This is a genomic window from Gordonia sp. GONU (assembly GCF_024733855.1).
Taxonomy (GTDB): Bacteria; Actinomycetota; Actinomycetes; order Mycobacteriales; family Mycobacteriaceae; genus Gordonia; species Gordonia amicalis.
Window position 1 is genome coordinate 15,877 of sequence record NZ_JANRHB010000039.1, and the last position, 13,187, is coordinate 29,063.

Here is a 13,187-nt window from a genome sequence, read left to right on the forward strand (position 1 = left end):
CTGCCAGAGATATACCGGAACAGGGCGAACCGGATATTAACGACACCGGGCTCGCGACTCAGTTGGCCCGATAGTGACGGTTGGTCCCACGCGCACCACCAGCACCATGCGCGGCCCGGCCCTCTGCGGCTGTCCCGCCGGCGCGGTTCTGAACGGCACGGCCTCGACTCGATGGGAGCGCGCCGAGGCGTTCAGGCGATGAGCTCACCGCCGTCGACGGTGGGCACCGCGGCGAGCAGTTCACGCGTGTAGGGGTGCTCTGGGTTTCCGAAGACGCGGTCGGCGTCGCCGTACTCGACGACCTCGCCGCCGCGCATCACCAGGATGTCGTCGGCGACGTGGTGGATGACGCCGAGGTCGTGCGAGATGAAGACCAGTGAGACACCGGTCTCCACCTGAAGCATCGCGAGCAGGTCGAGGATACGGGCCTGGATCGACACGTCCAGGGCCGACACCGGCTCGTCGCACACGATCACCGACGGTTCCGGTGCCAGCGCCCGGGCGATGGCCACTCGTTGACGCTGCCCACCGGACAGGTGCAGTGGGTGGCGCCGTCGGAAAGCATCCGAGAGTCCGACGCTGCCGAGCAGTCCGGAGATACGGTCGTCGAGCGCCGTGCCGCGTAGGTCCCGGGAGCGCAGGCTGTCGCGCAGGATGCGTTCGACGTTCCACCGGGGATCGAACGAGCTGAGGGGATCCTGGTAGATGACGGAGATCTGGTGCCGGTTCACCCGACGTTCGACGTCGGTCAGCGCGCTCCACGGCCGTCCGTTCAGCTCGACGGTCCCCGCGTCGGGGTCGGTGAGTCCGAGGACCATCCGAGCCGTCGTCGTCTTGCCCGATCCGGATTCGCCGACGATTCCCAGCGTCTTTCCTGGGAGGACGTCGAAACTCACACCGCGTACCGCCGGTCGCGCCGTGTTGTGCTTGCCCTCGAACGACTTTCGGAGATCACGGACGCGCAGCGCGGGAGTCGCGTGGATCCCGGATGCCGCCGTGGGCTCCGGAAGGGTTTCGCCGCTCGTCAGGAGCGTGCCCTTGGAGGTGCGCGACGGCACCGATGCGAGCAGGCTTTCGGTGTATTCGTGCGTGGGGTTGCGCAGCACCTCGTCGGTGGAGCCGTATTCGACGATCTCCCCGTGCCGCATCACCGCGACACGGTCGGCCAGGCGGGCGACGACGGCCAGGTCGTGGGAGATCAGGATGACGCCGTTGCCGCGTGCCTTGGCCTCGCCGAGGACGTCGAGGATCTGAGCCTGGACCGTGGCGTCGAGAGCGGTGGTCGGCTCGTCCGCGATGAGCAGCTTCGGATCCTGGGCGAGGGCCGACGCGATCAGCGCGCGCTGGCGTAGACCGCCGGAGAGCTCGTGCGGACGCTGCGCGGCCCGGACGCGGGGTTCGGGGACGCCGACCAGTGTCAGCAGTTCGACGATCTTCTCCTCGCGATCCGCACGTCGGAGGGGCGATCGGCTCCGAAAGATGCCTCCGCCCAGGGAATCCGAGTGCGCGGTCAGCGCTTCCCCGATTTCGCTCCCGACGGTACGCAGCTGATCCAGCGACACCAGGGCATCCTGGAGGACGAAGCCGATCTCCCGACCACGCAGACGACGCCAATCCCGGTCCTTGTATCCGAGCAGCGACCGTCCGTCGAATGCGATGGCCTCGGCGCTGATCCGGGCACCCTCGCCCGTGAGCCCGATGAGCGTGCGCGCGGTCACCGACTTGCCCGACCCGGACTCGCCGACGATGGCGAGGCATTCGCCCGCGTCGACCGTGAACGAGACGCCCTTGACGACTTCCCGATCACCGAAGGACACATGCAGGTCCCGGATCTCGGCGAGCGGCGCGCGCGTGCCGTCGGTGTCGGCGCCGTCCGCCCGTTCCTCGATGGAGCTCGCTACCACGGTCATCGGGTTGTTCCTTCCAGTCGGGCGCCGAGGTGGCGTCCCACGGTGGTGAATGCCAGTGCGGTGATCACGATGACGAGGCCGGGGAAGATCTCCAGCCACCACGCCACCGTGATGTAGGTGCGTCCGGCGTCGAGCAGTGCGCCCCATTCGGGCGACGGCGGCGCGACACCGAGACCGAGGTAGGCCAGCCCCGACGCCCAGATGATCGCCTGGCCGATGCCGAGCGTGGCGGTCACGATCATCGGACGGAGAGCGTTGGGAGCGATGTGCTGCACCAGGATTCGCGTCCGCGAGTGTCCCAGCGCGGTCGCCGCCTCGATGTAGGCGGCATTGCGGACCGTCAGGACCTGTCCGCGGATGATCCGGGCATAGCCCGGGGCGATGCCGATCCCGATCGCGAAGATCAGTGTGTACGGTCCGGGGCCGAACACCGACGTCAGCAGGAGTCCGAGGAGGATCGTCGGAAAGGCGAACAGAACGTCGATCCAACGATTCGCCAGGGCCTGCGCGATCCGGCCCGAGAGCCCGGCCGTGATTCCCAGCGCCACGGCGAGCAACAGGGCCACGGCCACCGCGCCGAGGCCGATGGCGAGGGACTGCCGGGTGCCGAAGATGATGCGAGTCAGAAGATCTCGACCCGACAGGTCGGTACCGAAAGGATGCGCCCAGGTCGGCGGCGACAGCGTCTCGTCGAGGTTGATCGCGAGCGGGTCGTACGGCGCGATCAGCCCAGGTACCACCGCCGCAAGGGCTAGCAGGACCAGCACCCCGAGCGCGGCGATGACGGTGGGCGGCAACGACCACGGCCGCCGTGACGTCTCCGGTAGCGCGGTGACCGTGCTGCGGGACGTTTTGATGGACGGTTTCTGGGTGGTCACGGGACCTCGATCCGGGGGTCGATGACGGTGTACAGGAAGTCCACGAGCAGGTTGGCGACCGCGTAGATCGCGGCGACGAGCACGACGATGCCGCTGACCAGTGGGACATCTCTCGAACTGGCGGCTGCGACGAGGGTCTGGCCGATGCCCGCTCTCGCGAACACCGTTTCGGCGATGACCGCACCCGAGAGCAGGGCACCCATGGCCCAACCCGAGACGGTCACGGCGGGAATGACCGAGTGGCGCAACACATGTCGGGCACGAACCGACAGATCGCCGAGTCCGCGGCTCCGGACCGTGAGGACGAAGGGCTGGTCGAGTGCGCGTGCGAACTCGTCGCGGGCGATGCTGCCGAGGAATCCGGCGAGGGGAATCGCCAGTGTGAGCACCGGGAGAACCAGTCCGCGCAGCGAATCACCGCTCTCGACCGGGAACCAGTCGAGGTTGATCGCGAAGACCACCAGCAGGATCGAGCCCAGCCAGTACTGCGGGAGTCCGGCGCTCACGGTCTCGAGCAGGGCGCCGAGCGCGCCGCCCGGCCCACGGCGGCCGGCCGTCAGCGTCGTGGTCACCAGCACCAGAAGCCAGGCGACGATCAGCGCACTGATGGTCAGGACCAGGGTGGGACCGAGCTGGGCGGCGATCACCTCGGTGACCGGCTCGCTCAGCTGGTACGACGTACCGAGGTCACCGTGCAGCAGACCCTGCAGGTAATGCAGATACTGCTGCCAGATCGGATCGGTGAAGCCGAACTGATCATTCACCGGGCCCACCTCGTCGGCCGTGCGTTCCCGGCTCTCGCCCGACGACAGGTTCAGCAGCAGCGTCGCGCGGTCACCGGGTGCGAGCACCTGCAGGAGGAAGGTGATCGTCGCGGCCGCCCACAGCACGAACACGGCCGAGCCGAGCTTGCCGAGCCACCGCAACCACACCGCCGAGCCCCTGCGTCGTCGACGCACGACCGGCCCGTCCGCCGAGCCCGCGTCGACGATCGTCGTCTTGTCGGTCTGAATGGTCATCGCACAAACCTCGCATCCGCGAACACCGGTTCACCCTGGGATTTCTCGACCCACACGTCGTGCAGCTTCGGGTTCGCCGCGATCGAGGTCGTTTGTGTGTACAGCCCGATCGACAGCGCCTGGTCACCGATCAGCTTCTGGGCCTGGCTGTAGAACTCGCGCTGTTCGGCGGGGTCTGCCGAGCTGTTCGCCTTCTCGATCAGTCCCTGGAGAGCCGGATCGTTGTAGTAGGCCGTGTTGTGCGGGTTGGGTGAGTCCTCGAGTCGCTGGCGCCAGTTGATGTAGAGCAGGCCGGGAGTCGGACTCGTCCAGTAGCCGACGTAGGCGTCGTAGGTGTCCGGCTTGGCGTAGTTGCCGCCGAAGTACTCGCTCTGCGTCGCCGGGACGAGTTCGATGTCGAAGCCGACGTCGCGGGCCTGGTACGCGATGTTCTGCAGGATCGCCGCGCCCTCGGGTCCGACGATGGCATCGGCCGCGTACACGAGCCGTGCGGTCAGCCGCCGACCGTACTTGGTGCGCACGCCGTCGTCGTCACGTGAAGTCCACCCCGCCTCATCGAGCAGGGCGTTCGCCTTGTCCGGGTCGCGGACATACGCGCCGGCGGACGGATCGTAGTCGGGAGTGCTCTGACTGAGGGCGCCGTTCGAATTGAACGGCACCACACCGAGAAACGCAGTCTCCACCGCCTTCTCGCGGTCCGCGGAGTACGCGAACGCCTGGCGCACCCGGACGTCGTCGAACGGTGCGTGGGCGACGTTGAGCGTGATCGCGTTGGGGCGACCCGGGGTCACGTACTGCTTGGTCTGGAATCGCGTTGTCGCGTCGGCCCAGTTGATGGCCGGGACGTTGTAGATGACGTCGGACGAACCGCTGGTCAGCGAGCCGTATCGCAGGACCGGATCCTTGAGGAACTTCCAGATCACCTTGTCGACGTAGGCCGGTCCCTGGTGTTTCGCATTGGCCGGCGCCGAGTTGTAGTGCGGGTTGCGCACGAAGGTGATGCTGCGGTTGCGATCCCAGCGTTCGATGATGAACGGTCCCGATCCGACCGGCTGCGAGCAGTTCGCCTTCTTCCCACGCGCGAGCGCGGCGGGCGACTGGATTCCGAAGTAGCCCTGGGTGAGAACGGTCAGGAGCGGACTGTACGGCTGCTTGAGATGCAGCGCGTAGGTGTTGCGGTCGATGACCTCTCCCCCGGCGTAGTACTGGCCGATGTAGGCCATCACCGTCCCGTTCGGCGCATCCGGGTCGAGGTACTTGTCGAAGTTGGTCTTCACCGCCGCGGCATCGAGATCGGTTCCGTCGCTGAACTTCACGTCGGACTTCAGACGGAAGGTGTAGGTCTTGCGGTCGGGCGAGATCTCCCAGCTCGTCGCCAGCCACGGCACGGGAGTCCCGTTGTCGTCGAGCGAGACCAGGTTGTCGAGGTATTGCCGCGCCAGGTAGGCGTTCTGGACCCAGCCGCCGTGGATGCACGGCGGTTCCTGCTCGTGGCCGTACTCGATGACGCCGCCGTCGAGGTATTCGCCGGCCGCAGCGGGAACGCCCGTCGACGTGCCGTCTCCGGTTGCCGGGCGCTCACCGCACGCCGACAGCAGCGCAGCGGCCGACAGGCCCACTGCCAGTAGGGCTCGAGTCCGTCTGGAACGGACAGATCTGAACACGGCAGGTACTCCTCGATATCGAGAGTCAGGATTCGACAGTGATGAAAAGCGGAAGGGGCGGCGGGTCGGCACGGAAGTCTCGGCACAGCTGAATCAGCACTCGGACCCGCGGTCGTCGTCGTACGGTAACGACCGAAGGCGTCTGCGTCAGGCTTTGGAGTCACCCTGAGCACAACGACACACGAGACGGCGCGCGAACGTACCGTCGTTCGGGTGTCAGAGCCAAAACCCTTGCGTTTCGCCGCCTTTGTGATGAACACGACCTCCCACATCCTGCATGGGGCGTGGCGTGCCCCCGGTGCGCGGCAAACGGACTTCAACTCGCTGCAGCACTGGATCGACCTCGCAAAAACGTTGGAGGAGGCGCGATTCGACTTCGTCTTCTTCGCCGACGTCGTCGGACTCTACGACGATTACCAGGGCGACTGGAAGAAGTTCGTGGACACCGGATTACAGATCCCCAGCAACGACCCGATCGTTCTCGCGTCCGCGTTGGCGTCACACACCGAGAACCTGGGCATCGCCATCACCAGCTCGATCCTGCAGGAACACCCCTTCGACTTCGCCCGCAAGATCTCGACGCTCGATCACGCATCCAATGGCCGCATCGCGTGGAACATCGTCACGAGTCTGTCCCAGAATGCCTGGCGCAACTTCGGATACGACGGGATCACCGCGCACGACGACCGGTACGCGTGGGCCGAGGAGTACGTCGACGTCGTCTACAAGCTCTGGGAGGGCAGCTGGGACGACGGCGCGCTGATCCAGGACAAAACCAGCGGCGTCCACGCAGACTTCGACAAGGTGCACAAGATCCATCACGTCGGTGACCGCTACCGCGTCGAGGGACCGCACCTCGTGGCACCCTCGCCGCAGCGCACACCTGTGTTGTTCCAGGCGGGTTCGTCACCGACGGGCCGCCGCTTCGCCGCCCGCAATGCCGAGGCACAGTTCATCGTGTCGCCCACTCCGCAGGCCGCCAAGGGCCTTGTCGACGACACCCGTCGTCTGGCGGTCGAGGCCGGCCGGGACCCACAGGACATCCAGTTCTTCCAGGGGCTCTCCTTCGTCATCGGCAGCACCGAGGAGGAGGCACGCCGGAAGGCCGCCGAACTCGACGAGTACATCGATCCGAGCACGATCATCGCCCACTCGGCGGGTGGTCTCGGGCTCGATCTCGGCTTCTACGATCTCGACACCCCGATCGGCGAGATCCACACCGAGGGCACGCAGAGCACCCTGCTGTGGCTGCGCGAGGCCGTGCCCGACCGTGAGCCGACCGTCCGCGACCTGGCCGAACTCCGCAGCCGCAGCGGACGGGTCGTCGGCACCCCCGAACAGATCGCGGACCGCCTGGCCGAGTGGCGAGATGCGGGCGTCGGTGGCATCAACGTCATCAACGCGACGATCCCGGGAAGCTACGTCGAGTTCGCCGAGCACGTCCTGCCGGTGCTGCGGGAACGCGGACTCGCCCAGCACGACTACGCGCCGGGCACGACGCGGCGCAAGCTCACCGGCCGCGATCGCCTGCCCGAGTCCCACCCCGCAGCGGCCTATCGCGGTGCGTTCGCCGAAAAGGTGGAGGTGTCGGCGTGAGCGTGCTGAGCCGTGTCGTCGCGGACCGTTCGGCGATCCTGTCCGAGATCGGGGCCGATGCCGCGGTGCGTGAGCTCACCGGCATCGATCCTCACGCCCAAGTGCGGTTGCTCAGTGAAACCGGTTATACCGCTTTGACTCTCGACGACGGTTCCGGCCCCGGTGCCGGCGCACCGGAGCTGTTCGGGTTCCTCATCGAGCTTGCTCGTGCCGACCCGATCGTCGCCCACATCCTGCGCGCGCACTACTGGTTCGTCGAGCAGATCCGCCGGTTCCCCGACGGGCCCGTGCGCGACCGTTGGGTCGCGGAGATCGCCGCGGGAAAGGTCTTCGGCAACGCGACCAGCGAACGCATCGGAAGCGCGGGTTCGCAGTCGTTCCAGACCGAGCTGGAGGCGGTCGACGGCGGGTGGCTGCTGACCGGGACCAAGTTCTACAGCACCGGCACCGCGTTCTCGGACTACGTCTCGGTCACCGCGACCGTACGAGGCGGTGACTTCGACGGCAAGGTCGCGCGGATCGTCCTGCCCGTCGACCGTGACGGCGTGACCGTCGCCGACGACTGGGACGGGATCGGTCAGAACCGCACGGGTACAGGCACGACAACACTGGACCGCGTCCCGGTGTCCGCCGACGACGTCCTGGCCTTCACAGACCCGGCGTCAACCGCTCCGGTGGCGAACGACGGCCCGTTCCTTCAGCTCTACCTACAGGCACTGATCACCGGAATCCTGTTGTCGGTCGGCGATGATGCGACCACGCTGCTGCGGTCGCGGATGCGGACGTTCGATCACGCCCCCGTGGATTCGCCGCGCCACGATCCCGTGCTCCTCGGGACCGTCGGTGAGATCGACGCGGCCGCCCACGTGGCGAGGGCCGCCGTCCTCGACGCCGCGCGGACGATCGAGGAGGCGTTCGCGCCGGCACGCAGCGGCGTGATCGACCCCGCCCTGTTCATCAAGGCCTCGGTGGCGGCCGCGCGGGTGAAGGTTCACGTGGACCGCGTCGGTCTCCGCGCCGCCGCGGACCTGTTCGACGTCGGCGGCGCGTCGTCGGCGAGCCGGACCACGAACCTGGACCGGCACTGGCGCAACATCCGCACCGTCACCCTGCACAACCCGACGTCATACAAGGCCATCGCCCTGGGCGACCTCCTGGTCAACGACACTCCCCTGCCCGCGAACGGGTATTTCTGACCACCCTCTCGCTCCCGGGAGGCTAGGGCACGGCAGCACCCCCGTCCCGCTCCCTGAGGTGTGAGGAGCGTTAACGACCGCCCCCGCTCCCTGTGGTACGAGGAGCGTTAGCGACCGCCCCCGCTCCCTGAGGTGTGAGGAGCGTTAGCGACCGCCCCCGCTCCCTGAGGTGTGAGGAGCGTTAGCGACGAGCCTCGAAGGGCCTGGCGACATTTCCTCGCCAAGCCCTTCGATACGCTCGCAAGCTCGCTACTCAGGGAGCAGAGCCTCACGCGCACAAGCTCGCTACTCAGGGAGCAGGAGCGAGCGTCAGTTCACCGCACCAGCAAACGCCTCGTCGCCGGCTTTGCCGGCCCCGGCGCCGAACGCACCGCGGTACCGGGTCGCATGGTGGCGATCCGGCAACCGATCCCCCTCGCCGAAGATCTTCTGTCGCAGGGTGCCGTCGGAGTACTCGCTCTGGATGAGGCCGCGCTCGCGCAGCGTCGGGATCACATGATCCACGAAATCCTCGTAAGAGGTCGGGATCTCGTAGTTCATCAGGTTGATGCCGTCGACACCGCTCGCCTGCCACGCGGCAAGCTCGTCGGCGATCTTCTCGGGCGTGCCGACGATGCGCAGGTTGGTCGCGGTGTGGTGCGCGACGTCGCGCAGTGTGGCGGGGCGGTCGGTCACGAGGTCGTTGATCCAACCGACGACCGACTGCACGCCTTCCGTCTCGATCTCACCGACCGGGGTATCGAGGTCGTCGTGACCGAAGTCGATGCCGATGGACCCCGACATGTGCGCGAGGTGTCCGTCGTGGTCGATCCACTCGTCGAGCTCCGCGGCGACGCGTGCCGCTTCGGCCTCGGTCGAGGTCGGCACGACGTACAGCCCCTGGAAGAACTTCAGGTCCTCCGCGCGGCGGCCGACCGCCACCGCCCGCTGCCGGATGTCGGTCGTGTCCCGTAGTGCGCCTTGGCGATTCGCACTGGCGAGGAACACCGCCTCGGCATTGCTCGCCGCGAAGTCCCTGCCTGCCTCCGACGCGCCGGCCTGGAAGAGAAACGGAGTTCGCTGCGGGCTGGGCGACACGAGGTGCGGCCCCTCGACCCGGTACCGCTCCCCCACATGGTTGATGCGGTGGACCTTCTCGTAATCGGCGTGGACACCGCGCTCACGGTCCTGGAGTAGCGCGTCGTCCTCCCAGCTGCCCTCCCACAGCTTGTAGGCGACGTCCACGTACTCGTCGGCCCACGCATAACGAGCGTCGTGCGCCGTGAGACCTTCGAGTCCGAAGTTGCGGCTGGCATTCGGCAGGTAGTTCGTGACGATGTTCCACGCGATGCGGCCCTTCGTCGCGTGATCGAGGGTCGAGATCCGGCGGGCGAAATTGAACGGATGCTCCTGCAGGATGCTGGCAGTGAAGGCGATTCCGAGATGCTCTGTCGCATAGGCGATCGCACTGGCCAACACACTCGGGTCGTTGCTCGGGACCTGCAGACCGGCTTCGAAGTACTTCCGTTCGTCACCGCGGTACGGCGCATAGAGACCGACGACGTCGGCGAAGAAGATGGCGTCGAACTTCCCGCGCTCGAGCGTCTTCGCGAGGTTCACCCAGTGATCGAGATCGTTGAAGTCGGCCGACCGCGACGACGGGCGACGCCACGTGCCCTGGACGATGTGGCTGGTCGTGTTCATGACGAACGCGGCGAAATGGAGCGGACGGGCGGCTTCTTCGGACACGAGTGCGACTTCTTTCACCGAACGAGGGACGTGAGTGGGACTGCTGCACCCTAGGTCTGTCGGGATCAGCGGGACACGATTGCGCGCAGCCTGATCGAAATCCGGTCGTCGACGTGCTGCGCCGAAGATCGATCGTCGACGCCCCCCTCGGCACACGACGGCGATCACGCTCGGCACCGATCTCGTCTCGAAACTTACGAGACAGTATTTTGCGACACCATGTCGCGAAAACTGAGATCTGGTCGACCTTTCTAGACGATCAATCTCGAATCTCCCGCGCGTCTCAAATCTTTATCGAGACTTTTGAGATAGAGTCCTCATCGTGACGGCAGAAGCGAGAGGTGGCGCGCCGGGGATGTCCCTCGGATACGCGCGCGAGACCCCGGGGGCACACGCCCTCGGTCCGCAGATCGATGCATTGACAGAAGCGGGGGTGGATCCGGCACGGATCTATACCGACGTCGCCGACCGGGTTCGGTCCGCGGACCGTCGGCCGGGCATGAACGCACTGCTGGACTACGCGCGGGCTGGTGACACCACCGTGGTCGTGGGCATCGACCGTCTCGGACGCAACATCCGCGAGGTCATGGCCATCACGCGTGAACTCGCGAAACGCAGTATCGGCCTCCGCTCGTTGCGCGAGGGCATCGACACCGACGATCCCGCCGGCGCGATGGTCGTCGGAGTCCTGGCGTCCCTGGCCGAACTCGACGACCCCTCCCCCGGGCTCGGCTCGTCGAGGCCGCGGACCACGACGACACACCGGCAGCCTGCATCGACGGTCGGACGCCCCCGTGTCCTCGACGACGAGCAGGTGCTGCGTGCCGAACAGATGCGTGCCGCAGGCGAATCCGTGCCGAGGATCGCCCAGGCGCTGGGGGTCAGCCGTGCAACGCTCTACCGTACTCTCGCCGAAAGGCGCACGGTCCGTTGACAGATCACGAGCACGAGCTCCCCGACCTCGACATCGTCACCGAATACGGCGTCGTCACCCGGCTTCCCACGTCGTTCCCGATCTACGACGCCGACCTCGACGAGCATCTCGATCCCGATCTCTTCCAGAAGGGGTTCGACGACGCGGAAGCCGCGCTGTGCGCACTGCCGGCACCGTGGGCACGTCAGCTCGCATCGTCGACCCTCGACTGCCCGCCCGACCCCGACGACGAGGAACCCAGCTACACCCGTGGCTATCGTGCCGCCCTGTACGGGTACCTGCGGCACGCCCGCAAGTGAAGGCCGGGATCGCCACCTGAACATCGCAGCGCCAGCAATGAGTAGCGCTCTCGGGCGCAGGTGGCGATTCCCCGACACCGCGCCACGCGACCGTGCGAGTCGGTGCCGAGGCCTCCGACGCCGTATTGTTCAGGCGTGGTTCAGCTGACAGTGGGAAGCCATCGCGACGACGCGACGTCCGAAGTCGTTCTCTCCGCCTTGAAGTTCAACCGTCACACCTTCTGGTGCGGCCAGAGCGGTTCGGGCAAGACCTACGCGCTCGGTGTGGTGCTGGAGCAGTTGCTCCTGAGCACCCGACTCCCGCTGCTCATCCTCGACCCGAATGCCGACTTCACCCGGTTGCCGGAGACGAGGGACACCTCCGACCCCGAAGCCGCCGCGACCATCGCCGCATCCGACATCCGGGTGCTGCATTCGACGCGGCGCGACCTCCCCCAGCTGCGGACGCGGTTCACCGACCTGCCGCTCGCCGCGAAGGCCGCGGTCCTGCAGCTGGACCCGATCGCCGACGCCGACGAGTACAACGTCCTGCTCCACGCCGACGCCACTCTCACCGGCACGCCGGACCAGAGCACCTACATCACAGCGCTGCGCGCCTCCGACGACCCCGGCCACCAGCGGCTGGCCAAGCGGATCGAGAACCTCCAGGTCCTCGACTGGGACCTGTGGGCGCGGGGCGAGGTCGCGGCCACCGACATCATCGACGAACGCCCACAGGCCACAGTGCTCGACCTGGGCGGGTTCGCCCACCCGGCGGAACCCAAGGTCGCCGCCCTCAGCGTGCTCGAACACCTGTGGGCTCGCCGCGAAGAACGTCGACCCGTCCTGATCGTCATCGACGAGGCCCACAACATCTGCCCGCCCGTCGCCACGAGCGCCGTAGAGCAGGCCCTGATCGATCGCGTCGTGCAGATTGCAGCCGAAGGCCGCAAGTTCGGTCTCTGGCTTCTCCTGTCCACGCAACGGCCGACGAAGATCCACCCCAACGTGCTGTCCCAGTGCGACAACCTGTGCCTCATGCGGATGAACGCACCACGCGATCTCGCCGAACTCGCCGACACCTTCGGATTCGTCGGCGAACACCTGCTGGCCGAGTCACCCGAATTCCGCCAGGGCGAAGCCCTCTTCGCCGGCGGATTCATCACCACCCCCACCTTCACCCGGATGGGCGCTCGGCTCACCGAAGAGGGCGGCGCCGACGTCGGGGTGCCGCTGCCCGCTTGAACGCCCCGTCCGACCGTCCCACTGACCCGACACGAGTTCGTGGGCCGCGCGGACACGGCCAGACCGACGCGATCGAACCACCCCCCATCTGATCGGACGACAGTGACGTCGCGGTCGTTGGTGAATCGTGACCGGGCGGTGACGCCAACTCCCTCACAGTGCACGCGGTCGGTGCGACCATGGACCGAGTCGGGGGACGCGGTTCGCGAGCCCGAACCGGGCGCAGGACCAGTCGAGGTCGGCGTCGCATCTCGGCGGTTCAAGTTGGCGGGCCGCACTTCCCTTCAGACAGCGCAAGGTGGTCGTGCCGTGAACGAATCGATGGGCGACAAGGGACAGATGCTGGGTGGGAGCGACGTCGGCGAACGCGAGCTCGCGGACCTCCGTGCGGAGTTGGACGGTATCGACGACCGACTGCTCGAGGACGTGCGCGCCCGGATAGAGGTGTGCACCCGCATCGCGCACCTCAAGCAGCGATACACCATTCCGGTGATGCAGCCGCGCCGTGTCGGAGCGGTGCACGAGCATGCCCACCGGTACGCCCTCGATCACGACCTCTCCCCGCAATTCCTGCACGACCTCTACGACCTGCTCATCTCGGAGACCTGCCGGGTGGAGGACCTGATCGTGGTGAGCGAGGAACTGCGGACCAACAGCGTCCCGGCCGAGAACGCAGGACCGGATCGTGCCCTCACCGAACGGATTGCCGCGGACATCGGCGGCCCGAGCACGGACTGAG

Annotated in this window: 11 protein-coding genes; 6 read left to right on the top strand and 5 right to left on the bottom strand. The window is 67.1% G+C overall.

Annotation, left to right across the window (positions count from 1 at the left end):
• Nucleotides 1-191 precede the first annotated feature (191 nt).
• The 4 genes from NWF34_RS22355 to NWF34_RS22370 are packed head-to-tail and all read right to left on the bottom strand — an operon-like array spanning nt 192 to nt 5,471.
• A complete protein-coding gene (locus tag NWF34_RS22355) occupies nt 192-1,910 on the bottom strand; it encodes an ABC transporter ATP-binding protein (RefSeq protein WP_258326099.1) in 1,719 nt (572 codons plus the stop codon).
• Nucleotides 1,907-2,788, bottom strand: coding sequence for an ABC transporter permease (locus NWF34_RS22360; RefSeq protein WP_258326100.1), 882 nt, complete (start codon nt 2,786-2,788; stop codon nt 1,907-1,909). Before NWF34_RS22360 ends, NWF34_RS22355 begins: the two co-directional genes overlap by 4 nt.
• The gene (locus NWF34_RS22365; RefSeq protein WP_258326101.1) at nt 2,785-3,807 is read right to left on the bottom strand and encodes an ABC transporter permease; all 1,023 of its coding nucleotides are present in this window, start codon (nt 3,805-3,807) and stop codon (nt 2,785-2,787) included. Before NWF34_RS22365 ends, NWF34_RS22360 begins: the two co-directional genes overlap by 4 nt.
• Nucleotides 3,804-5,471: an ABC transporter substrate-binding protein gene (locus NWF34_RS22370; RefSeq protein WP_258326102.1), complete on the bottom strand. Its 1,668-nt coding sequence runs from the start codon at nt 5,469-5,471 to the stop codon at nt 3,804-3,806. The genes NWF34_RS22365 and NWF34_RS22370 overlap by 4 nt, the downstream gene beginning before the upstream one ends.
• A 213-nt stretch (nt 5,472-5,684) precedes the next feature.
• Between NWF34_RS22370 and NWF34_RS22375 the strand changes: the two genes are divergently transcribed.
• Both NWF34_RS22375 and NWF34_RS22380 read left to right on the top strand, forming a co-directional pair.
• Nucleotides 5,685-7,067, top strand: a complete 1,383-nt coding sequence (locus NWF34_RS22375; RefSeq protein WP_258326103.1) for an LLM class flavin-dependent oxidoreductase — start codon at nt 5,685-5,687, stop codon at nt 7,065-7,067.
• Nucleotides 7,064-8,263 (top strand): acyl-CoA dehydrogenase family protein, encoded by a 1,200-nt coding sequence (locus NWF34_RS22380; protein WP_258326104.1) that lies wholly within the window; start codon nt 7,064-7,066, stop codon nt 8,261-8,263. Before NWF34_RS22375 ends, NWF34_RS22380 begins: the two co-directional genes overlap by 4 nt.
• A gap of 309 nt (nt 8,264-8,572) precedes the next feature.
• Here NWF34_RS22380 and NWF34_RS22385 read toward each other — a convergent pair whose 3' ends face one another.
• Nucleotides 8,573-10,009 (bottom strand): LLM class flavin-dependent oxidoreductase, encoded by a 1,437-nt coding sequence (locus tag NWF34_RS22385; protein WP_258326105.1) that lies wholly within the window; start codon nt 10,007-10,009, stop codon nt 8,573-8,575.
• A gap of 337 nt (nt 10,010-10,346) precedes the next feature.
• Between NWF34_RS22385 and NWF34_RS22390 the strand changes: the two genes are divergently transcribed.
• From NWF34_RS22390 to NWF34_RS22405, 4 genes are all read left to right on the top strand, one after another.
• Nucleotides 10,347-10,925 carry a recombinase family protein gene (locus tag NWF34_RS22390; protein ID WP_258326115.1) on the top strand — a complete coding sequence of 193 codons (579 nt, stop codon included), beginning with the start codon at nt 10,347-10,349 and terminating at the stop codon, nt 10,923-10,925.
• Nucleotides 10,922-11,224, top strand: a complete 303-nt coding sequence (locus tag NWF34_RS22395) for a hypothetical protein (protein ID WP_258326106.1) — start codon at nt 10,922-10,924, stop codon at nt 11,222-11,224. Before NWF34_RS22390 ends, NWF34_RS22395 begins: the two co-directional genes overlap by 4 nt.
• 135 nt (nt 11,225-11,359) lie before the next feature.
• Nucleotides 11,360-12,448: an ATP-binding protein gene (locus NWF34_RS22400; protein ID WP_258326107.1), complete on the top strand. Its 1,089-nt coding sequence runs from the start codon at nt 11,360-11,362 to the stop codon at nt 12,446-12,448.
• 309 nt (nt 12,449-12,757) lie between these two features.
• Nucleotides 12,758-13,186 carry a chorismate mutase family protein gene (locus tag NWF34_RS22405; protein ID WP_258326108.1) on the top strand — a complete coding sequence of 143 codons (429 nt, stop codon included), beginning with the start codon at nt 12,758-12,760 and terminating at the stop codon, nt 13,184-13,186.
• Nucleotide 13,187: the final 1 nt, after the last annotated feature.

Coding starts and splice junctions, on each gene's coding strand:
- NWF34_RS22355 (WP_258326099.1), bottom strand. CDS start 1,910: ATGACCGTGGTAGCGAGCTCCATCGAGGAACGGGCGGACGGCGCCGAC.
- NWF34_RS22365 (WP_258326101.1), bottom strand. CDS start 3,807: ATGACCATTCAGACCGACAAGACGACGATCGTCGACGCGGGCTCGGCG.
- NWF34_RS22390 (WP_258326115.1), top strand. CDS start 10,347: ATGTCCCTCGGATACGCGCGCGAGACCCCGGGGGCACACGCCCTCGGT.